Annotated in this window: 10 protein-coding genes; 8 read left to right on the plus strand and 2 right to left on the minus strand. The window is 71.6% G+C overall.

The annotated features are described in order from the left end of the window. The first annotated feature begins 15 nt into the window (after nucleotides 1–15). The 7 genes from AS97_RS42090 to AS97_RS42120 all read left to right on the plus strand — a co-directional run bounded on the left by AS97_RS42090 (nucleotide 16) and on the right by AS97_RS42120 (nucleotide 19,610). A complete protein-coding gene (locus tag AS97_RS42090; protein WP_210566752.1) occupies nucleotides 16–7,770 on the plus strand; it encodes a type I polyketide synthase in 7,755 nt (2,584 codons plus the stop codon). A 121-nt stretch (nucleotides 7,771–7,891) separates the two neighbouring features. Beyond that, nucleotides 7,892–14,794 (plus strand): type I polyketide synthase, encoded by a 6,903-nt coding sequence (locus AS97_RS42095; RefSeq protein WP_210567400.1) that lies wholly within the window; start codon nucleotides 7,892–7,894, stop codon nucleotides 14,792–14,794. Between the two features lie 121 nt (nucleotides 14,795–14,915). Continuing rightward, the gene (locus AS97_RS42100; RefSeq protein ID WP_059145621.1) at nucleotides 14,916–16,352 is read left to right on the plus strand and encodes a class I adenylate-forming enzyme family protein; all 1,437 of its coding nucleotides are present in this window, start codon (nucleotides 14,916–14,918) and stop codon (nucleotides 16,350–16,352) included. Then, nucleotides 16,349–17,398 (plus strand): ACP S-malonyltransferase, encoded by a 1,050-nt coding sequence (locus tag AS97_RS42105; RefSeq protein ID WP_210566753.1) that lies wholly within the window; start codon nucleotides 16,349–16,351, stop codon nucleotides 17,396–17,398. The genes AS97_RS42100 and AS97_RS42105 overlap by 4 nt, the downstream gene beginning before the upstream one ends. Before the next feature lie 155 nt (nucleotides 17,399–17,553). Then, nucleotides 17,554–18,159, plus strand: a complete 606-nt coding sequence (locus tag AS97_RS42110) for a TetR/AcrR family transcriptional regulator (RefSeq protein ID WP_059145619.1) — start codon at nucleotides 17,554–17,556, stop codon at nucleotides 18,157–18,159. A gap of 104 nt (nucleotides 18,160–18,263) precedes the next feature. Continuing rightward, nucleotides 18,264–19,148 (plus strand): alpha/beta fold hydrolase, encoded by an 885-nt coding sequence (locus AS97_RS42115; RefSeq protein WP_210566754.1) that lies wholly within the window; start codon nucleotides 18,264–18,266, stop codon nucleotides 19,146–19,148. An 81-nt stretch (nucleotides 19,149–19,229) separates the two neighbouring features. Further along, nucleotides 19,230–19,610: a helix-turn-helix domain-containing protein gene (locus AS97_RS42120; RefSeq protein WP_059145617.1), complete on the plus strand. Its 381-nt coding sequence runs from the start codon at nucleotides 19,230–19,232 to the stop codon at nucleotides 19,608–19,610. Nucleotides 19,611–19,690: 80 nt separating this feature from the next. On the opposite strand, the gene AS97_RS42125 is transcribed toward AS97_RS42120, so the two are convergent. Further along, a complete protein-coding gene (locus AS97_RS42125) occupies nucleotides 19,691–20,098 on the minus strand; it encodes a RidA family protein (protein WP_210566755.1) in 408 nt (135 codons plus the stop codon). 287 nt (nucleotides 20,099–20,385) lie between these two features. Between AS97_RS42125 and AS97_RS42130 the strand changes: the two genes are divergently transcribed. Beyond that, nucleotides 20,386–21,171, plus strand: coding sequence for a hydrolase (locus AS97_RS42130; RefSeq protein ID WP_210566756.1), 786 nt, complete (start codon nucleotides 20,386–20,388; stop codon nucleotides 21,169–21,171). Nucleotides 21,172–21,211: 40 nt separating this feature from the next. Here the strand turns inward: AS97_RS42130 and AS97_RS42135 are convergent, their stop codons facing one another. Beyond that, entirely contained in the window at nucleotides 21,212–21,718 is a 507-nt protein-coding gene (locus AS97_RS42135; RefSeq protein WP_247204664.1) for a hypothetical protein, read from the minus strand. Between the last annotated feature and the right edge of the window lie 113 nt (nucleotides 21,719–21,831).

Raw genomic sequence — 21,831 nt, forward strand, 5'->3', positions numbered from 1 at the left:
AGTGACGGCAAACCAGTGAGCGAGACCAAGCTCCGCGACTACCTCAACAAGGTGACGACCGATCTGCACCGCACCCGTCTGCGCCTTCGGGAGGTGGAGGAGAAGAACCGGGAGCCGATCGCGATCGTCGCGATGAGCTGCCGCTTCCCCGGCGGGGTCAGCTCTCCTGAGGACCTGTGGCGCATGGTCGCCGACGGCGCCGACGGGCTCTCGCCGTTTCCGAAGGACCGCGGCTGGCACGAGGAGGTGTACAACCCGGACCCCGACAGTCAGGGCACGAGCTATGTGAACGAGGGCGGGTTCCTGCACGACGCCGCGATGTTCGACCCGGTGTTCTTCGGGATCTCCCCGCGTGAGGCGCTGGCGATGGACCCCCAGCAGCGGCTGCTGCTGGAGGCGTCCTGGGAGGTCCTGGAGCGGGCCGGCATCGACCCGCAGTCCGTCAAGGGCACTACCGGTGGCGTGTTCATGGGCGCCGCGTTCCAGGGATACGGCGCGGCCGGCCCGATCGAGGCCGAAGAGGTCGAAGGCCATCTGATGACGGGGCAGACGCCCGCCGTCACCTCCGGCCGGATCTCCTACGTCCTCGGTCTCGAAGGCCCCGCGGTGACGGTGGACACGGCGTGTTCGTCGTCCCTGGTGACGCTGCATCTGGCCGCGCAGGCGCTGCGCCAGGGCGAGTGCGACTTCGCCCTGGCCGGCGGCATCACCGTGATGGCCGGCCCCGGAACGTTCACCGAGTTCAGCCGTCAGCGGGGACTCGCGTCCGACGGCCGCTGCAAGCCCTTCGCGGCGGCCGCGGACGGCACCAACTGGTCCGAGGGCGTCGGCGTGCTGCTCGTGGAGCGGTTGTCCGACGCCCGCCGCCACGGCCACCCCGTGCTGGCCGTGGTGCGCGGCTCCGCGGTGAACCAGGACGGGGCCAGCAACGGTCTGACGGCCCCCAACGGCCCCTCGCAGCGCAGGGTGATCCGCCAGGCGCTCGACAACGCGGGACTCACCCCGGACGATGTCGACATCGTGGAGGCGCACGGCACCGGCACCTCACTCGGTGACCCGATCGAGGCGCAGGCGCTGATCGCGTCCTACGGCCAGGACCGGCCGGCGGACCGGCCGCTGTGGCTGGGATCCATCAAGTCCAACATCGGCCACGCGCAGGCGGCGGCGGGTGTCGCGGGGATCATCAAGATGGTGATGGCCATGCGGCACGGCATCCTGCCCAAGACGCTGCACGTGGACGAGCCGACCCCGCATGTGGACTGGTCGGCGGGGGCCGTGGAGCTGCTGACCGAGGCCCGGCCCTGGCCGGAGACTGGCCGGCCCCGCCGGGCGGCGATCTCCTCCTTCGCGATCAGCGGGACCAACGCGCACACCATCATCGAGCAGGCCACCGAGGCCGAGGAGCCGGAGTCGGACGGTTCCGGGGCCGAGGCTCCCCACCCGGTCGCCTCCGCCGTCGTGCCCTGGCTGCTCTCGGGCAAGGGCGAGGCCGCGTTGCGGGCGCAGGCCGAGCGGTTGTACGACCGTCTGACAGCTCAGGGCTCCGCCGAGGACGACGATCTCGCGACGGCGTCGGTGGCGGACATCGGCTACTCCCTGGCGGCGTCCCGGTCGGCGTTCGAGCACCGCGCGGCGGTGATCGGCGAGGACCGCGAGAGCCTGCTGCGCGGCCTGCGCGCCGTGGCCCAGGGCGAGGTGACCCCGGGCGTGGTCAGGGGACAGGCGGCGAAGGGACGCAGGACCGCCTTCGTCTTCCCGGGGCAGGGTGCCCAGTGGGTGGGGATGGCGGTGGGGCTGTTGGAGTCCTCGCCGGTGTTCGCGGAGGCGATCGGTGAGTGTGAGACGGCGCTGTCGGCTCATGTGGACTGGTCGCTGACCGAGGTGCTGCGCGGGACCGAGGGCGCCCCCGGCTATGACCGGGTGGACGTCGTTCAGCCTGCGTTGTTCGCGGTGATGGTGTCGCTGGCGAGGCTGTGGCGTTCGGTGGGCGTGGAGCCCGACGCGGTGATGGGTCACAGCCAGGGCGAGATCGCGGCGGCCTGTGTCGCGGGTGCGCTCTCGCTGGAGGATGCCGCGAAGGTGGTGGCGCTGCGGTCGCAGGCCATCGCGGCGGGCCTCGCGGGCCGTGGTGGCATGGTGTCGGTCGGACTGCCGGCCGATGAGGTCAGGGAGCGCATCGCTCCCTGGGACGGTGCCATCTCGGTCGCGGCGGTCAACGGTCCGGGATCCGTCGTGGTCTCGGGCGATCCGGGTGCGCTGGACGAGATGGTGGCGCGGCTGGAGGGGGAGAAGGTGCGGGTCCGCCGGGTTCCGGTGGACTACGCCTCGCACTCGGCCCATGTGGAGGCGATCCACGACGAGCTGCTGAAGGTCCTGGCGGACATCACGCCGCGTTCCTCCGAGGTGCCGTTCTATTCGACGGTCTCCGGCGAGGTGATGAACACGGCGGGTCTGGACGCGGAGTACTGGTTCCGGAACCTGCGGCAGACCGTCGAGCTGGAGTCCACCACGCGCACCCTGCTCGACGAGGGGCACAGCGTATTCATCGAGGTGAGCCCGCATCCGGTGCTGACCCTGCCGGTGCAGCAGACGGTGGAGGCCGCCGAGTCGCGGGCGGTGGTCGTGGGCACCCTGCGGCGTGATGAGGGAGGAACTGAGCGGTTCCTGACCTCCGCCGCCGAGGTTCACGTCAGCGGCGTCGGTGTCGACTGGCCCAAGGTGTTCGCGGGACGTGGTGCCCGCCGGGTCGATCTGCCGACCTACGCCTTCCAGCGTCAGCGCTACTGGCTGGACGCGATGGCGGCCGGCGGCGACGTGGGATCGGTGGGCCTCGGCGCGGTGGCGCACCCCATGCTGAGCGCCGCGATCTCGATGGCGGGCGGCGGCGGAGTGCTGCTCAGCGGGCGGCTGTCGATCGCCACCCACGCCTGGCTCGCCGACCACGCGGTGCAAGGCGTTGCGCTGGTGCCCGGGACGGCCTTTGCGGAGATGGCCGCACAGGCGGGGGACCAGGTCGGATGCGGCCGGGTCGATGAGCTGGTGCTGGTGGCGCCGTTGGCGATGCCCGAGCGCGGAGGGGTGCAGATCCAGGTCGAGGTGGGGGAGGCCGACGCCTCGGGCCGCCGCGACGTCAGCGTGTACTCACGACTGGAGCCGACCGACGACAGCGCCGACCTCGAGCAGCCGTGGGTGCAGCACGCCCACGGTGCGCTCACCCCGCCCGCGCCGGCGGCCTCCTTCGACTTCGCGAAGTGGCCGCCCTCCGGCGCCAAGCCTGTCGACGTCTCCGGCGGCTACGAGCACGCCGAGGAGCACGGGCTGTACTACGGTCCCGCGTTCCGGGGGCTGCGGCGCGCCTGGAAGCGCGGCGACGCGGTGTTCGCCGACGTCGAACTGCCCGAGGACCAGCTCGGCGTGGCGAAGTACTTCGGCCTGCACCCGGCCCTGTTCGACGGGGCCCTCCAGGCGATCGGCGCGAACAACGCGCTGCGCGGCGGCGACGACGCACCGAGCGCGGGCAATCTGATGCCGTTCTCGTGGCGGGGCTTCTCCCTGGAAGCCGTCGGTGCCCAAGCGCTGCGGGTCCGGGTCGTCCCGGACGGACGGCAGGCCGTGTCGCTGGCCATGGCCGACTCCTCGGGCCGCCCGGTGGCCACCGTCGATTCCCTCCTCTTCCGGCCCATGCAGGCCGCCGCGTTGCAGAGCATGAGCCGGACGGCCGGTGAAGCGTTGTTCCGCATGGAGTGGACGGCGGACGGGGCCAAGCCCGCCGAGGGCGTGGCACCCGGCTGGTGGGCGGTGCTGGTCGACGACTGCCTCGGCGTGGGCGACGCTCTGGAGGTGGCGGGTTTCTACCCCGCCGACGTGTACACGGACACCGCGGCGCTCAGCGACACCGTGGCGGCGGGCACGAGCATGCCCGGCATGGTGGTGCTGCCGGTCGCTTCGAGCGGCTCCGATGTGGTGGACGAGGTCCACACACGGGTCGCCGAGGTGCTGGAGACCGTTCAGTCGTGGGTGGCGGACGACCGGTTCGCGGACGTCCCGCTGGTGGTGCTGACACGGGGCGCCGTCGACACCGGCGACGGTGTGGGGGATCTGGCGGGTGCGGCCGCATGGGGTTTGGTGCGGTCGGCGCAGTCCGAGCACCCGGGACGGGTGGTGCTGGTCGACACGGATGATGTCGAGCGGGCGGTGGGACTTCTCGGCGGGGTGGTGGCCACTCGTGAGGAGCAGGTGGTGCTGCGTTCGGGCGAGGTCCGCGTGCCACGGCTGGCCCGCGCCCTGCCCGCGGGTGACGCTCCCGAGTCGGAGGTGTTCGGTTCCGGCGCCGTGCTGGTGACGGAGGGCACGAGCGCTCGGGGCGGTTTGGTGGCCCGGCATCTGGTGGCCCGGCACGGTGTCAAGAAGCTGGTGCTGCTGTCCCGTCGTGATGCGGAGACGGACGGCGCGGCCGCGTTGCGGGCCGAATTGGAGGCCGCGGGCGCCGCGGTGGTGGTCACGACGTGCAATGCCGCGGACCGTGACGCGCTTGCCGCGGTGCTGGCCGCACTGCCCGAGGAATTCGCGCTGAGCGCCGTGGTGCATGCGGACGAGATGCTCGACGACGGGCTGTTCGCATCGCTGACACGCGAGCGGGCGAGCGCGATGCTGCGGACAAAGGTGGACGCGGCCTGGAACCTGCACGAGCTGACCGCGGGCATGGACCTGTCGGCGTTCGTGCTGTTCTCCTCGACCGCGGGTCTGCTCGGCGCGACCGGACGCGGCAACTACGCCGCGGCGAACGTGTTCCTGGACAGCCTCGCGTCATGGCGTCGCGCTCGGGGACTGCCGGGTGTCTCGCTGGCGTGGGGCCGGTGGGCCCAGGACGCCGACGTGGCACAGTCCGAGCAGGAGATGATCGACAACTGGCGCTATCAGGTGTCGTGGAAGCCGGTTCCGGACCCGGCCCGGAGGTCGCTGTCGGGGACCTGGCCGGTGGTGGTTCCGGCGTCCCGCGCCGGGGACGAGCTGGTCGCGGAGGTCGTTGCCGGACTCGAGCGGCACGGCGCGAATGTGGTCTCGGTCGTGGTGGACGAGCGGGACCTCGATGCGAGCGTGCTCGCCGAGCGGCTGCGCGAGGTGGCCGGGCGGGCGCCCGAACTGGGCGGTGTGCTCTCGCTGCTGGCCCTGGACGAGGAGCCTTGCCCGGGGCACCCGGCCATGCCGAACGGCTACGCGTTGAGCCTGGTGCTGGTGCGGGCCATGGTCGAGGCGAGGATTCCGGCCCGGCTGTGGAGTGGTACGCGAGGGGCCGTCTCGGTGGACGGTTCGGAGCGGCTCACCAGCCCGCTGCAGGCGATGGTGTCGGCGCTGGGCCGGGTGGCCGCGCTGGAGCTGCCGCCGCTGTGGGGTGGTGTGGTGGATCTGCCCGAGTCGCTGGACGAGCGCGGTGCGGCGCGGCTGGCCGGTGTGCTGTCCGTCGAGGGCGGCGAGGACCAGGTCGCGGTGCGCGGCTCCGGTGTCTTCGTACGCCGCCTGGTGCGCTCGGCTCCGCCCGTTGCCCAGGGGACGGCGTGGCGCCCGCGCGGCACGGTGCTGGTGACCGGTGGTACGGGCGGACTGGGTGGTGAGGTGGCCCGGTGGCTGGTGCGCAAGGGCGCTGAGCACCTGGTGCTGACCAGCCGCCGGGGCCCTGAGGCGCCGGGCGCGGCAGAACTGCGCGAGGAGCTGGAGAAGCTGGGCGCCCGGGTGACCGTGGCGGCCTGTGATGTGGCCGACCGTGAGCAGCTGGCCGCGGTGCTGGCCGCGGTGCCGGAGGAGTATCCGCTGACGGCGGTCGTCCACGTGGCGGGCGCCACCGGCGGGACGCCTCTGCTGGAGACCGGCTTGGCCGATGCCGCCAGCCTCGTGTCGGGCAAGGTGGCGGGTGCCGTCAACCTGGACGCGCTGCTGGGCGACCGGGAGCTCGACGCGTTCGTGGTCTTCTCGTCCATCTCCGGTCTGTGGGGCAGTGGCGGCCTGTCCGCCTACAGTTCCGCCAACGCCTATCTGGACGCGCTGGTGGAGGATCGCCGCGGGCGGGGACTCGTCGGCACCTCCGTGGTCTGGGGCCCCTGGGCCGAGATCGGCATGGCGGCCGGGGACGACCAGGGCGATCACTTGGAGCGGCGTGGGCTGCCCCGGCTGGCGCCACGGCCGGCGATGGCCGGCCTGGAGCGCGTCGTAGCGGACGACGACGGTGTGGTGACGGTCGTGGACGTGGACTGGGAACGGTTTGTTCCCGCGTTCACCGCGGGCCGGCCCAGCCCGTTGCTGAGCGATCTCTACGAGGTCCGGCGGTTGGACGCGGCGTGGAACGACGTGGCGCGCACCGGGCTGGCGCCGCTCACCTCCGACGAGGGCCTGGAGCTCTTCGACGCCTCAGTCACCTCCGGTACGGCCGTGGTGATTCCCGCCCGGCTGGACATGGCCGCGCTGCGCGCCCAGGGCGCCGCGCTGCCCGCCGTGTTCCGGCCCGTTGTCCCGCAGGCCCCCGTCCGGCGTGCGGCCCGGGCGGCGGAGTCCGAGGTGGACCAGCCCACCCAGCTGCGGCAACGGCTTGCGGGGTTGCCGGAGGCCGAGAGGGACGAGGCTCTTCTCGAAATGGTGCGTACCGTCGCCGCCGCGGTGCTCGGGTTCGCATCACACAACGACATCGACACCGGCCATGAGTTCATGGAGATGGGCTTCAACTCCCTTACGGCGGTCGAATTCCGTAATCAGCTGGCCGCCCTCACCGGCCTCAGGCTGAACACCACGGTCGTCTTCGACTACCCGAGCCCGGGCGAGATGGTGGCTCATCTGCGCCCCCGGCTCGCGGCCGAGATCGCGTCCGCTCCCGCCGTCGGCCAGGTCCAGGAGCAGACCGCTCCGGCCGCTGTGGCCGCCGCGCCCGCGGCCGAGCCCGTTTCCCCGGCACCGCAGGGGAACGCGCCCGACACCCTCGGCTCCCTCTACCGGCTGGCAGCCCAGCAGGGCAAGTCCAGCATCGGCATGGAGCTGCTGGTGAGCGCGGCGAAGCTCCGTCCGACCTTCGAGGACCCGGCCGACTTCGAGGGGAACATCAGGCCCGCGCGGCTCTCCCGGGGCCCTGGGCGGCCCCGGCTGATGTGCTTCGCCTCCCATGTCGCGCTGGGCGGCGTCCACCAGTACGCGCGGTTCGCCGCACCGTTCCGCGGCAACCGGGACGTGGCGGCCCTTCACACCGTGGGGTCGGTCGAGGGCGAGAGCCTTCCGGCCAACCTGGACGCGCTGTTCCGCTTGCAGGCGCGGGTCGTCGCCGAGTACGCGGAGGGCGCCCCGATCGTCCTGTGCGGCTCCTCGGCCGGAGGAATGCTCGCCCACTCGGTGGCCGCCGCTCTCGAGAGCCAGGGCACACCGGCCGCGGGAGTCGTCCTGATGGACACCTACCTTCCGTACACCACGAGGCTCGGCGGGGGCGTCGCGGACGCCTGGCTGGACGAGATGTACGAGCGGGAAGAGGTCGTCTCCATGGAGGGCGTCCGGATGTCCGCCATGGGCTGGTACGCACATCTGATGGAGGGGTGGAAGCCGCCGGAGATCTCGGTTCCCAGCCTCCACCTCCGTGCGTCGGAGGTGTCGGCCGACCCGAACGCGCCGGCGGAGACATGGCAGGCCGACTGGCCCGCCGACACCGTCATCGATGTGCCCGGAAATCACTTCACCATGATGGAGAACTACGCGGACACCACCGCCCAGGCCGTCGAGGACTGGGTGGCCGACCTCTAACGGCCACGCGCCCGCCCGGCACCGTTGAGTACCGGGCGGGCGCCCACGCCGATGCCGCGTTCAGCGCGGCACACAGCTTTGCCACAAGGTTTTTCCACCAAGCAGGAGATAGGTGAGCAGCATGTTGCGCGGGTCCAGCGACTCAGGCGAGTCCGGAATCCAGGCTGGGCCGGATTGCGGCGAGAGCCCAGGCGAACTTCCTTCACTCGCACCGGACTTCAGGGAACTGCCGGACCTCGAACAGCGCAGGGTCCTGTTCGACCTGGTACACGCACACGTCGCCGCGGCGCTGCGGTCCGAGTCACCGCGCACCCTCGACGCGGAGAGCTCGTTCCTCGACCTGGGGCTGGACTCGCTCGCGGCGGTCAATCTGCACCGCGGGCTGGTCGCCGCCACCGGGCTCACCCTCGATGTGTCGCTCGCCTACGACTATCCGACGCCCAGTGAGCTGGTGGACCACCTCCACCGGAAGATCTTCCCCGTCGCCGGGGACGACACCGCTCCCGCGCGTGCCGTCGTGGGCTCGGACGACCCCATCGCGATCGTCGGGATGAGCTGCCGCTTCCCCGGCGGCGTCAACAGCCCCGAGGACCTGTGGAAGGTGGTCTCCGAGGGCGTGGACGCCATCACCCCGTTCCCCACCGACCGTGGCTGGGACCTGGAGGCGCTCTACAGCCCGGACCCGGACCAGCCCGGCACCAGCTACGCCACCGAGGGCGGGTTCATCCACGACGCCCCCGAGTTCGACGCGGAGTTCTTCGGGATCTCGCCCCGCGAGGCGCTGGCCATGGACCCGCAGCAGCGGCTGCTGCTGGAGACCAGCTGGGAGGTCTTCGAGCGGGCCGGTATCGATGTCACCAAGCTGCGGGGCAGCCGGACCGCCGTCTTCACCGGAGCGGAGCACCACGACTACGGGCCCCACCTCCAGAGCACCAAGAGCGGCCTCGAAGGCTATGCGCTGACCGGCATCGCGGGCAGCGTCGCCTCCGGGCGCATCGCCTACACCTTCGGCTTCGAGGGCCCGGCGTGGACCGTGGACACCGCGTGCTCCTCGTCGCTGGTCTCCCTGCACCAGGCGGCGCACTCGCTGCGCCAGGGTGAGTGCGATCTGGCGCTCGCCACCGGTGTCGCCACCATGCCCACCCCGGGGGACTTCATCCTCTTCAGCCGCCAGCGCGGACTCTCCTCCAACGGGCGCTGCAAGGCGTTCGGCGCCGAGGCCGACGGCACGTCGTGGGCCGAGGGCGTCGGCGTCCTCCTGGTGGAGCGGCTTTCGGACGCCCGGCGCAACGGCCACGAGGTGCTGGCCATCGTGCGTGGCACCGCCGTCAACCAGGACGGCGCCTCCAACGGTCTGACCGCCCCCAACGGGCGCTCCCAGCAGCGTGTCATCCGGCAGGCGCTGGCCAACGCCGAGCTGACCGCGGACCAGATCGACGTCATCGAGGCACATGGCACCGGCACCTCGCTCGGTGACCCCATCGAGGCGCAGGCGCTGATGGCCACCTACGGCGAGAGCCGCCCGGAGGGGCAGCCGGTATGGCTGGGGTCCCTCAAGTCGAACATCGGCCACACCCAGGCGGCGGCCGGTGCGGGTGCCGTCATCAAGATGGTGATGGCCATGCGCCACGGCATCATGCCCAAGACGCTGCACGTGGAGGTGCCGACCCCGCACGTGGACTGGTCCTCGGGCGGCGTCGCGCTCCTCGCCGAGCAGCGCCCGTGGCCGGAGGACGGGCAGCCGCGCCGTGCCGGTATCTCCTCGTTCGGCATGAGCGGCACCAACGCACACGCCATCATCGAGCAGGCCCCGCCGCAGGAGCCCGTCGCCGCGACCGACGACGCCGCTATCGAGGAGACGGCGTCCCAGCCCATCTCGTGGCTGGTGTCCGCCAGGAGCGAGGAGGCGCTGCGGGCGCAGGCCGCGCGGCTGCGCGAGCACGTGGTGCGCGACCGCGACGCGAATCCGGTCGACGTCGGATGGTCGTCCGCCGTGACGCGTGCCGCACTGGAGCAGCGGGCCGTGGTGGTGGCGTCCGACCGGGACGGGCTGCTGCGGGGACTCGCGGCGCTCGCCGAGGACACCGACGCGCCCGGCCTGGTGCTGGGCAGGTCCAGGGCGCAGCGGGTGGCGTTCCTGTTCACCGGCCAAGGCGCCCAGCGGATGGGCATGGGCCGGGAACTCTACGAGACCTACCCGCTGTTCGCCGACGTATTCGACGAGGCGTGCGACTATCTGGAGGTACGCCTCGGCACCTCCGTGCTCGACGTGGTGTTCGGCCCCGAGGACGATGCCGCCGACGCCGGGAGCGCGTCCGGTGACGAGCTGAACCAGACGATGTTCACCCAGGCCGGGCTGTTCGCCTTCGAGGTGGCCCTGTTCCGCCTGCTGGAGTCCTGGGGCGTGCGCCCCGACTTCCTGATGGGGCACTCGGTGGGCGAGATCGCGGCCGCGCACGTCGCCGGGGTGCTCTCCCTGGAGGACGCGTGCGCCCTGGTCGCGGCCCGTGGGCGGCTGATGCAGGAACTGCCCGAGGGCGGCGCCATGGTGGCCGTCCAGGCGTCCGAGCAGGAGGTCCTGGAGAGCCTGAAGGGCCGCGAGGACCAGGTGTCGCTGGCGGCGCTCAACGGTCCCACCTCGGTGGTGCTCTCGGGCGACGAGGACGCGGTGCTCGAACTCGTCGGCCACTGGGAGGCACAGGGCCGAAAGACCAAGCGGCTGCGGGTGAGCCACGCGTTCCACTCCCCCCGGATGGACGCCATGCTGGAGGAGTTCCGCCAGCTCGCCGACTGCCTGTCGTACTCGGCCCCGGCGATCCCGGTCATCTCCAACGTCACCGGCGATGTCGCCGGCGCCGAACTGGCCACCGCCGAGTACTGGGTCCGCCATGTCCGCGAAGCCGTCCGCTTCGACGACGGCATGCGCTCCCTCGCGGCCCAGGGGGTGACGACCTGCGTGGAGCTAGGCCCCGACGCCGTGCTGACCGCGATGGGCCAGGACTGCCTGGACGCCATCGACGCCGACGCGGCGTTCGTGCCCCTGGCCCGGTCCGGGCGCGCCGAAGCGCAGACGCTGGCGGAGGCCGTCGCCACCCTGTACACCAACGGCGTCGGCGTGGACTGGAACGCGGTGTACGCCGGGCGCGGCGCCCGCCGGGTCGGACTGCCGACCTACGCCTTCCAGCACAAGCGGTACTGGCTCGAGGCGGGCGGTGCCGTCACCGGCGACGCCCGCAGCGTCGGGCTCGGCAGGGTGGACCACCCGCTGCTCGGCGGCCTCACCGAACTGGCCGACGGCGAGCGCACCGTGCTGACGGGGCGCCTCTCCCTGCAGACGCACCCCTGGCTCGCCGACCATGCCGTGGCCGGCGGAGTGCTCTTCCCCGGCACCGGATTCGTGGAACTGGGCCTGCTCGCGGGCACCGAGACCGGGGCCGGTCGGCTCGGCGAGCTCACCCTCGAGACGCCGCTGCTCCTTCCCGAGCAGGGCGGCGTCCGCATCCAGCTCGTGGTCGGCCCCACGGACGAGTCCGGGGTACGGCCGCTCGGCGTGTACTCGCGCTCCGACAGCGACGAGCCGGGCGAGGAGTGGGTGCGCCACGCCCAGGGCGTCCTCGAGGCGGACAGCGGCGCCGCGGTCACCGACAGCCTGCTGCAGTGGCCCGTCCCGGGCGCCGAGCAGGTGCCGATGGAGGGCTTCTACGAGGGCCTGGCCCAGGTCGGTTACGGATACGGACCGGTCTTCCAGGGGCTGGAGTCGGTCTGGCGGCTGGACGGCGATGTCTTCGCCGAGGTGGCACTGCCGGACTCGGCGGCCCAGGACGCCGGACGCTTCGGCCTGCACCCCGCCCTGCTCGACGCCGCCCTGCACGCCATGGAGATGGGCGACTTCGGCGGCGAGAGCGGGCGGGTGACGCTGCCGTTCTCCTTCACCGGGGTGACCCTGCACGCGGTGGGCGCCGGACGGGTGCGGGTGCGGCTGCGCCCGCAGGGCAAGGACACGGTCGCGTTGCTGGTGACCGACGCCACGGGTGAGCCCGTCGCCTCGGTGGAGTCGCTGGTGGTGCGTGAGGTGGCGCCCGAGCGGTTCGCGTCGGGCCCGCGCTCCACCGGCGGCGACGGAACGCTGTTCCGGGCCAACTGGGATGTGTTCCCCGCCGCGCGGGGCGGCAGCCTGACCGCGGACGGCGGGTCCGCGGCGGTCATCGGCGCCGACCGGGCGCGGGCGGGCGAGCTGCTCGCCGCCTCCGGCGTCGAGTACGCCGAGTACGCCGGGACGGACGAGCTCCTCGCCGCCATCGACGAGGGCGCCGCGCTGCCGGACGTGGTCTGGGCCTGGTGCGGCGCCGCGCCGGACACCGAGGACATCGCCGACGCCGCGCGGAAGTCGACCCACCGGGCGCTGGCCCTGGTGCAGTCCTGGCTGGCGGAGGACCGGTTCGAGGGGTCCCGGCTGGTGGTGGTGACCAGCGACGCGGTCGCGACCGGCCCGGGCGAGGGCGTCGCCGGACTGTCCAACGCCGCCGTGTGGGGGCTGGTGCGCTCGGCGGCCACGGAGAACCCGGGCCGGCTCGTGCTGGTGGACGTCGACCGCCACGCCGAGTCGGCCACCGCGGTCGCCGGCGTGGTGACGGCCGCGATTGCGGCGGGCGAGCGCGAGGTGGCGCTCCGCGTGGGCCAGGGGCTGATCCCCCGGCTCGCCAGGAACGCCGCCGGGCGGGTGCTCGAGGCCCCGGCCGGCACCTCCGCGTGGAAGCTGGGCACCAGCGGCGGAGGCACGCTGGACAACCTCTCGCTGCAGCCCGACCCGTCGGCCGAGGCGCCGCTGGCTCCCGGCTACGTCCGGATCGCGGTGCGCGCCGCCGGTCTGAACTTCCGGGACGCGCTGATCGCCATCGGCATGTACCCCGACGACCACGCCACCATGGGCGGCGAGGGCGCCGGTGTGGTCCTGGAGGTCGGCCCGGGAGTCACCGACCTGGCACCCGGTGACCGGGTCATGGGCATGATCAACGCATCGTTCGGGCCCATCGCGGTCGCCGACCGGCGGCAGATCGTCCCCATGCCACGCGGCTGGACGTTCGCGCAGGGCGCCTCGGTGCCGGTGGTCTTCCTGACGGCCTACATCGGCCTGGTGGAACTCGGCAAGCTGCAGCCGGGCGAGTCCATCCTCGTGCACACCGCCACCGGTGGTGTGGGCATGGCGGCCACACAACTCGCGCGCCACCTCGGTGCCGAGGTGTACGCCACGGCCAGCCCTGGCAAGTGGGACACCCTGCGGGCGATGGGATTCGACGAGAAGCACATCGCCTCGTCGCGTGACCTGGAGTTCGAGCGGCGCTTCATGGAGACGTCCGGCGGCCGGGGCATGGACATGGTCCTGGACTCGCTCGCCCGCGAGTTCGTCGACGCCTCCCTGCGGCTGATGCCCAGGGGCGGGCGCTTCCTGGAGATGGGCAAGATCGACGTGCGCGACCCCGAGGTCGTCGCCGCCGAGCACCCCGGGGTGAAGTACGAGGCGTACGACCTGGTCGTGGCCGACTACGACTGGGTCCAGCGGATGCTGGTCGAACTGGTCGCCCTCTTCGACCGCGGCGCGCTGCACCCCCTCCCGCTGACGGCGTGGGACGTGCGCCGGGCCCCGGACGCGATCCGGCACATCAGTCAGGCCCGGCACATCGGCAAGAACGTGTTCACCATGTCCCACACCCTGAACCCCGAGGGTTCGGTGCTGGTGACCGGGGGCACCGGCGGCCTGGGCAGCGAAGTGGCGCGCCATCTGGTGGCCGAGTACGGAGTGCGCAACCTGGTGCTGGTCTCCCGGCGCGGGCCGGACGCCGCGGGCGCCGCCGAGCTCAAGGCCGAACTGGCCGAGGCGGGCGCGTCGGTGACGCTGGCGGCCTGTGACGTGGCCGACCGCGCGTCGCTGGAGCGAGTGCTGTCCGCGGTGCCCGCCGAGCACCCGCTGACCGCGGTCGTACACGCGGCGGGTGTACTCGACGACGGTGTCATCGACACCCTGTCGCCCAAGCGGATCGACGCGGTCTTCGAGCCGAAGGTCGACGCGGCGTGGAATCTGCACGAGCTGACCCGCCATCTGGACCTGGCGGAGTTCGTGATGTTCTCGTCCGTCGCGGGTGTGTTCGGCAGCCCGGGACAGGGCAACTACGCCGCGGCCAACGCGTTCCTGGACGCGCTCGCCGCACACCGGCGCAGCCTCGGCCTCCCCGCCGTATCGCTGGCCTGGGGTCCGTGGGAGCAGGGCGGCGGCATGACCGGCACGCTCAGCCAGGCAGACATGGTGCGCATGGCGCGCGAGGGCATGGCGGCCCTGTCCATGGCGGGCGGTCTGCGCCTGCTGGACGCCGGACGGACGGGCGAGGACGCCCTGCTGGTGCCGATGCGGCTGGAGACCTCGGCGCTCAGCGGCCAGGCCGACATCCCCACCCTGTTGCGCGGTGTGGTCCGGGTGCGGAGCAAGGCGGCGGCCGACGGCAAGGCGGCCGCTCCGGAATCGGCCCGGGTGAAGCTGGCCGGTCTCTCCGGAGCCGAACTCGACCGTGCGCTGCTGGACCTGGTGCGCGGCAGTGCGGCGATGGTGCTGGGACACAGCGGCGCCCAGTCCATCGAGCCCGACCGCTCGTTCCAGAACCTCGGGTTCGACTCACTGGCGGGTGTGGAGTTCCGCAACCGGCTGAACTCGGCCACCGGGCTCCGTCTCCCCTCCACGCTGATCTTCGACAACCCCACGCCGGCGGCGCTCGCCGAGTACCTGCGTGGCCGGGTGGCGACGGACAGCACGGCCGAGCCGGACGTCGATCCGGAAGAGGCCAGGATCCGTGCCGTTCTGGCGTCGATTCCGCTGGAGCGTCTGCGCCGCGCCGGTCTGCTGGACACGCTCACGGAGCTGGCGAGCGGCAAGGACCAGGCCGAGAAGGACGCCGGTGAGAAGGAGACGGACTCCATCGACGCGATGGACGACGACGACCTGATCGACATGATGCTCGGAGATCTCGACTCCTGATGAAGGCCGAGTCCCCCCGGAGACCTCCGGGGGGACTCGCCCTCTCGGGCAACGTCCGCCCTCGTCGCGGGTGTTCCTCACCCCAAGAGCTTCAAGAAGAAGAAAGGCACAGTGAAACCCGATGACCGCAAAGCTCTTTACGACGGAAGCGGTGCACACGCTTCCCGAGTTCGAGCAGCGGGCCCTGGGCATCGCCGACGCGCTCCGCGAGCGTGGCATCAGCGACGGCACCCGGGTCATGCTGAAGGCGGGCAACTCCGCCGGTTACGTGGGGGCCCTCCTCGCCCTGATGCACGTCGGCGCCTCGATCGTCATGGTCGACCACCAGGAGCGGGCGGAGGCGACACAGCGCATCTGTGACCGGGCCGGCGTCAAGATATGCGTGGTCGACGACGACACCCCGATGCCCGAGAGCGGCCCGGCCCGGGTCACCGTCTACGAACTGCTCGTGGCGGCCATGGAGCAGGACCCCGCCGAGCGGCGGCTGTCCTTCGACACCTGGTGCGAGCTGCCCGACGGCCTGATCATGTGGTCCTCCGGGTCCACCGGCGAGCCCAAGGGCGTCGTCAAGACCGGGGCGAAGTTCCTGAAGAACCTGGAGCGCAACGCCGAACAGGTGGGCCACCGCTCCGACGACGTGCTGCTGCCGCTGCTGCCCTTCTCCCATCAGTACGGGCTGTCCATGGTGCTCATCGCCTGGCTGGTCAAGTGCTCGCTGGTCATCGCGCCCTACCGGCGTCTGGACCGGGCGATGACCATGGCGGGCACCTGCGGGGCGACGGTGGTCGACGCCACCCCGGCCAGCTACCGCAGCATGCTCAACATGATCGGCCGCAAGCCCGCCCTGGCGGACGAGCTGTCCGGTGTCCGCATGTTCTGCAGCGGGGCGGCCCCGCTGGATCCCGGTCTGGTCGGCGACTACGTCAAGAAGTTCGGGCTGCCCCTGCTGGACAGCTACGGCAGCACGGAGGCCGGAAACGTGGCCTTCGCGACCGAGGACAACGTCGTCGCCTGCGGGCGGGCCGTCCAGGGACTGAAGCTGCGGATCGTGGACGACGAGGGCTCGGCCCTCCCCCCGGGCGAGGTCGGGGAGATCCAGGTCCACTCGCCCGACCTGATGGAGGGATACCTGGCGGACGACGGCACGGTGGCCCCCGTCGACCCGGCCAAGACCGACTGGTACCCCACCGGGGACTTCGGCTATCTCGACGGCGGGGACAACCTCTTCGTCCTCGGCCGGAAGTCCGCGGTGCACCGCAACGGCCACACGCTCTACCCCGAGATCATCGAGCACAAGCTGGCCGCGGGCGGCTGTCTCGTCAAGGTCGTGCCCGTCCCCGACGAGCAGCGCGGTTGTCAGCTGGTCTTCTTCGTGGAGGACGAGCAGCAGCGGGAGTCGCGGTTCTGGCGGGAGCCGATCAGCTCCCTGCTGCCCGCCTTCGAGCACCCCAACCGCATTCACGTCCTCGAGCGATTCCCCCTGAACCGCAACGGCAAGCCCGACAAGCGACAACTCGAGCAGCTGGCTCTCGACCTGGCACCCGGAGCGAACGCATGACAGAGCCACAGGCGACCGAGCCCCAGATCGCAGAGGCCCAGACCGCAGAGGCCCAGACCACCGAGCCCCGGGCAACGGAGTCACAGCCGGGCCGCACGGCGTTCGTCTTCCCCGGGATGGGGCCCTTCCGCTTCACCGACGTGGGCGAGTTCCTGCTGACCAACCCCCATGCCCGGCGCCGGCTCGCGATCGCCGACGAGGTGGTGGGGTACTCGGTGTTCGACCGGTACCGCCAGTCGGACGGCGACGAGGAGGGGCAGTACGCCGCCCATACCCAGATCGCCTTCCTGACCGTCTGCCTCTCCCTCGCCGACTGGGCCGAGGAGACGCTGGGCGAGAAGCCGGAGCTGTGCGCCGGGCCGAGCTTCGGCCAGCGGGCCGCGGTCACCTACGCGGGGTCGCTGCCGTTCGAGGAGACCGTGCGGCTCACCGCCGAGCTGGCCCGCTGCGAGGAGGAGTACTTCGCGCAGGAGCACCGTGAAGCGGTCACCCACTGCGTGATCCACACCCCCGAGGAGAGCCTTCGCAAGGCGCTGGGCGAGCTGGACGACGAGGGGGAGTGGCACGACGTCTCCGGCCACATCGACCAGGGCTTCTACCTCGTGTCCCTGCGCGAGCCCGTGCTCGACCGGTTCAAGAAGCGGATCGGCGACCTGGGCGGCTACAACATGTACACGATGTGGCCGCCCGTCCACGCCCCCTCGTTCGGCGACCTGCGCCGCAAGGCGGAGGAAGAGGTCTTCGGCGGGTTCGAGCTGGCCGACCCCGAGCTTCCGGTCGTCTCCGACCAGAACGGCGCGCTGCTGACCGAGGCGGAGGGGGTGCGCACCATGCTGCTCGACACCTTCAACTGCCCGATCCGCTGGCCGGACATGGTGGAGACGATGCGGGAGCAGGGCATCACCAAGGTCTGCATCTCGGGCCCGGACAACCTCTTCGGCCGGGTGAACAGCACCGGGGAGAACTTCGAGGTCCTGGCCATCGACGCCCGCAAGGCGATGCGCCCGCGCGTCCGTCAGAGGAGTGCTCGCCGGGCGCGGCGGTGACGGCCGTTCCGCCCTCGGCCACGGCCGGCCCCGGATCGTCGTCCGCCGTCTGACGGAGGCGCTGCCCTCGGGCAGCGCCCAGTCGGCGGTCGTCGTCCGTGGCACCGCCACTCCTCCAAATTGACTGATCGATCTAGAAAGCTTAGTGTGCCGGTATGGCACGGAGGAAGGAATTCGACCCCGAGGTCGCGCTGGACGCCGCGATGCGGCTGTTCTGGCGCAATGGCTACGAGGGGACGTCCACCAGCGACCTGGTGGACGGGCTGGGCATCGCGCGGGCCAGTCTGTACGGGACCTTCGGGTCCAAGCGCGGACTGTATCTGGCCGCGCTCGACCGCTTTCTCTCCGGCGCCGCGGCGCCGAGTCCGGCCGATATCCTGGCGTCGCGTGCGTCCGCCCTGGACGCCGTCCGGGATCTGCTGGAGACCAGCGCGGCAGACCCGAAGCCGGGTACGCCCCGGGGCTGCTTCGCGGTCAACGCCACAGTGGAGCACGGGGATTCCGACCCCGAGATCTCGCGGCGCCTGGAGGGCAACCGAAGCCGCCTCGAGACGGCGCTCTACGGCGCGCTGCTGAGGGCCCGTGCGCAGGGCGAGCTGGCGCCCGGCGTCGATCCGAGTTCGGCGGCGACCATGCTGGCCTCGCTCAACAGCGGCCTGAAGGTGCTCTCGTGCGCGGGCGAGGGTCAGCGCGACCGCATCACCACCACGGTCGACACCGTCATGGCGATGCTGACCTCCCCGGCTGCCGCCACCGGCTGACGGCGGTGCTCCGCGACCGCGCCGACGCGTAAGACACCCACACCCCTGGGTGTCCTGTGTTTGCCCTAATTCAAGACTAATCAGTCCCGAAATAAGGAGGGCTCATGCTTTTCGGCCATCGTGGAGAACCCGTCCGCACCGGCCGCGCCGCCGTCAACGGCACCAAGCTCCATTACCGAACGGCCGGCTCCGGTCCGGTGGTGGTACTGCTGCACGGAGTGCCCAAGACCGGCTACCACTGGCGGCATCTGGTGCCGAAGCTGACGGCGCGGCACACCGTCGTCGTACCGGACCTCCGTGGTCTGGGCGACGCGGCCCGGCCCGCGGGCGGATTCGACTGCGCCACCATGAGTGACGACATCGCCCAGCTCATGGCCCGCCTGGGGCATGCGTCCTACACCGTCATGGGAGAGGACTGGGGAGCGGTGGTCGCCTACCAGCTCGCCGCCCGGCACCGTGATCACGTCGAGGCGCTGGTGTTCGCCGAGGCGCTGCTGCCCGGCTTCGGCTTCGAGGACCACACCGCCCTGACCCACGAGAATGTCTCGGGCGGGATGTTCCTGTGGCATCTGGGCTTCTATTTCCAGCCGGACGTACCCGAGATGCTGATCACCGGGCATGAGCGCGAACTCATCACGTACATGCTCAAGGACGAGCGCAGCCACCCCGACACCGCCACCGCCGACGCGATCGACGAGTACGTACGCTGCTACTCCATGCCCGGCGGTATCCGCTCGATGCTGGCGATCTACCGGGCGATGCTCGTCGACGCCGAACAGAACCGGCAAGCGGCGCGCACGATGCTGGACATCCCGGTGCTGGCGCTCGGCGGCGACGCGTTCATCGGCGAGCGGAACGAGACCCAGATGCGGCTGCTCGCCCATGACGTCACCGGTCATGTCTTCCGGGCCGGACACGACCTCGCCGAGGAGGTGCCGGACGAGGTGGCCGATGTCCTGCTGCCGTTCCTGGCCGACCGGCTCACATGACCGAGCCGCAGACGCGCCGCGGCCGGCCCGCCGCCCCCGTGCTCTCTTGTGGTGACTCGGGTCCTGTAGGAGAGTGTCCCCATGGGCACCAAGCAGTACACCGGCTCGCCCGAGGACGCCGATCTGATGCGCGCGGACTCCTTGGCGCGGGAGATCTTCGCGGATGTCGCCAACAAGTGGGCGTTCCTGATCATCGAGTTCCTCGGTGAACGCACCCTGCGCTTCAGCGAGTTGCGGAACGAGGTCGAGGGCATCAGCCACAAGATGCTCACCCAGAACCTGCGCATGCTGGAGCGCAACGGTCTGGTCGAGCGGAAGGTGCACCCCACCGTGCCGCCCCGGGTCGAGTACACCCTCACCGAGGCGGGCCGGGCCCTGCGTGCGACGGTCGACGGCATGTGCGGCTGGACCCACACCTACCTCGGCCATATCGAGGACTCCCGGCGCCGCTTCGACGGCTGATCCGGGGGGCTGCTCACGCTCGGACCGCGTGGTGGCCCCGCCTCCCGCGGGGCCACCACGCGGCCACGTCGGCGGCCACGTCAGTCGAGGACCGCGGTGGCTTCGATCTCGACCAGATGCTCGGGCACGTCCAGCGCCGCGACTCCCAGCAGCGTCCCCGGCGGGACCGGGGTGACCCCCAGCTTCGCGGCCGCCCGGGCGGCCCCCTCCAGGAACAGGGGCATCTTGTCGGGCGTCCAGTCGACGACGTAGACGGTCAGTTTCGCCACGTCGTCGAAGGAGCCGCCGACCTCGGCCAGGGCGATGCCGATGTTGAGGTAGCACCGCTCGACCTGAGCGGCGAGGTCGCCTTCGCCGACCGTGACCCCATCGGCGTCCCAGGCGACCTGCCCGGCGATATGGACCAGCCTCGACCCGGTCGCGATCGACACCTGCCGGTACACCTCGATCTCCGGCAATCCGTCGGGGTTCACCAGGGTGATGGCCATGTGCTGCCTGCCTTCTCGTCAGGGGAGCCCCTGGGCTCGCTTCCGTGGAGCCCAAGAGCGCCCGCTCTCTCTCGGTTACTCGGAAACCGTAAGAGAGTTGGCTCTGACATGGAAGAACGCACTTTTCGGTGACTGAGTCACCTTATGGTGACCGCCTGGGCCGGGGGTCTCGCGTACCGATTCCGCGTACGGCCGGGGTTCCGGCCTTGTCATGTACCGGCTACAGTGCCGAGAGTCGTGGGAGCGCTCCCAAGCTCCCGATCCTCATCATCGGCCGAAGGATCGCCATGACCCCCACCTCATATCGCGCTCTGGCCGCCGCCGCGGTGGCCGTGGCGCTGGCACTGACCGCGCCGGCCGCGCCAGCCGCGGCACAGCCGGCGGCCTGTGCCGCCAATGGCTTCTGCGAGGACTTCGAGTCCCAGACCGGGACCACCCCCGCCGGGCGCTGGACCACGGCCGTCGCCAACTGCTCGGGCACCGGCACCGCCACCGTGGACACCACCACGGCTCACGGGGGCACCAGGTCGGTGCGGGTCACCGGCAAGGCGGGGTACTGCAACCACGCCTTCGCGGGCACCTCGCTGTCCGATGTGCCGTCCGGCGGCGACCTCTACGCCCGCTTGTGGGTCCGCCACACCACCGCGCTGCCCGCCCAGCACGTCACGTTCGCCGCCCTGCGCGACGCCAATGACAATGGCCGGGACCTGCGCATGGGCGGGCAGAACAAGGCACTTCAGTGGAACCGGGAGTCGGACGACGCCACTCTGCCCGCGCAGAGCCCGGCGGGCGTCGCGCTCAGCACCCCTCTGCCCGTCAACACCTGGACCTGTCTGGAGTTCCGTCTCGACCGCACCGCGGGCCGCCTGGACACCTGGGTGAACGGCGGGCTCGTCGCCGGTCTGGTGGTCGACGGCACCCCGACCCAGGACGTCGACCAGCAGTGGCTGAACCGGGGCGGGTGGCGGCCCGCCCCGGGTGATCTGCGGCTGGGCTGGGAGAGCTACGGCGAGGGCGACGACACCCTGTGGTACGACGACGTGGCCGTCGGCACCTCCCGTATCGGCTGCTGAGCGCCGGATACCGGACGGAGGGTCAGGGGTTGGTGGAGCATCAGGGGTTCATGGCGGGCGGCACCGGCGGCGCCCGGAAGCCGAGGTATGCGGTGGAGCCGGAGCCGGGCGCGAACTCCAGGCCCTCGACGTTGAATCCGTCGATCTGCTCAGGCACCTGGCCGTCCGCGGTGCCCTTGGCGAAGCCGAGCCGGTCTCGGTTGGCCTTGTCCCGGTCCACCAGGTCCTCGCGCAGGCCCTGGTACGAGCTGACGTCCCCGGTCTCGGTGACCGAACCGTGGGTGGTGGCGGTCGCGGACACGGTGAGCTTGTCCGCGGCGGCGCCACTCTGGCCGGCCTTCACGGTCACCGCCGGGTCGCCGGTGGCGCCGACGGCGCCGGACAGGTACGAGGCGGCCGGTTTGATGGTCGGCGTGCCGTAGTCCGCGTTCCCGGCCACGGCGGAGGCCGGGAGTGCGGACAGCGTGGCGCCGGCCACCAGCGCCGGCGCGGCGGCGTGGACGACCCGGCGGGTACGGCGCGGGGGAGCGGCATGGAACGGGACCATCGTGAGCACCCCTTCGTCAGCTGCGGGGCCGGTCGGCGGACCGGCACACCACCCCGACGATGGATCATTTACCTGGCGGTGCATGAACAACCCCCGAACACACACCACTTCCG

This window comes from Streptomyces sp. AgN23 (assembly GCF_001598115.1).
Lineage (GTDB): Bacteria > Actinomycetota > Actinomycetes > Streptomycetales > Streptomycetaceae > Streptomyces > Streptomyces antimycoticus.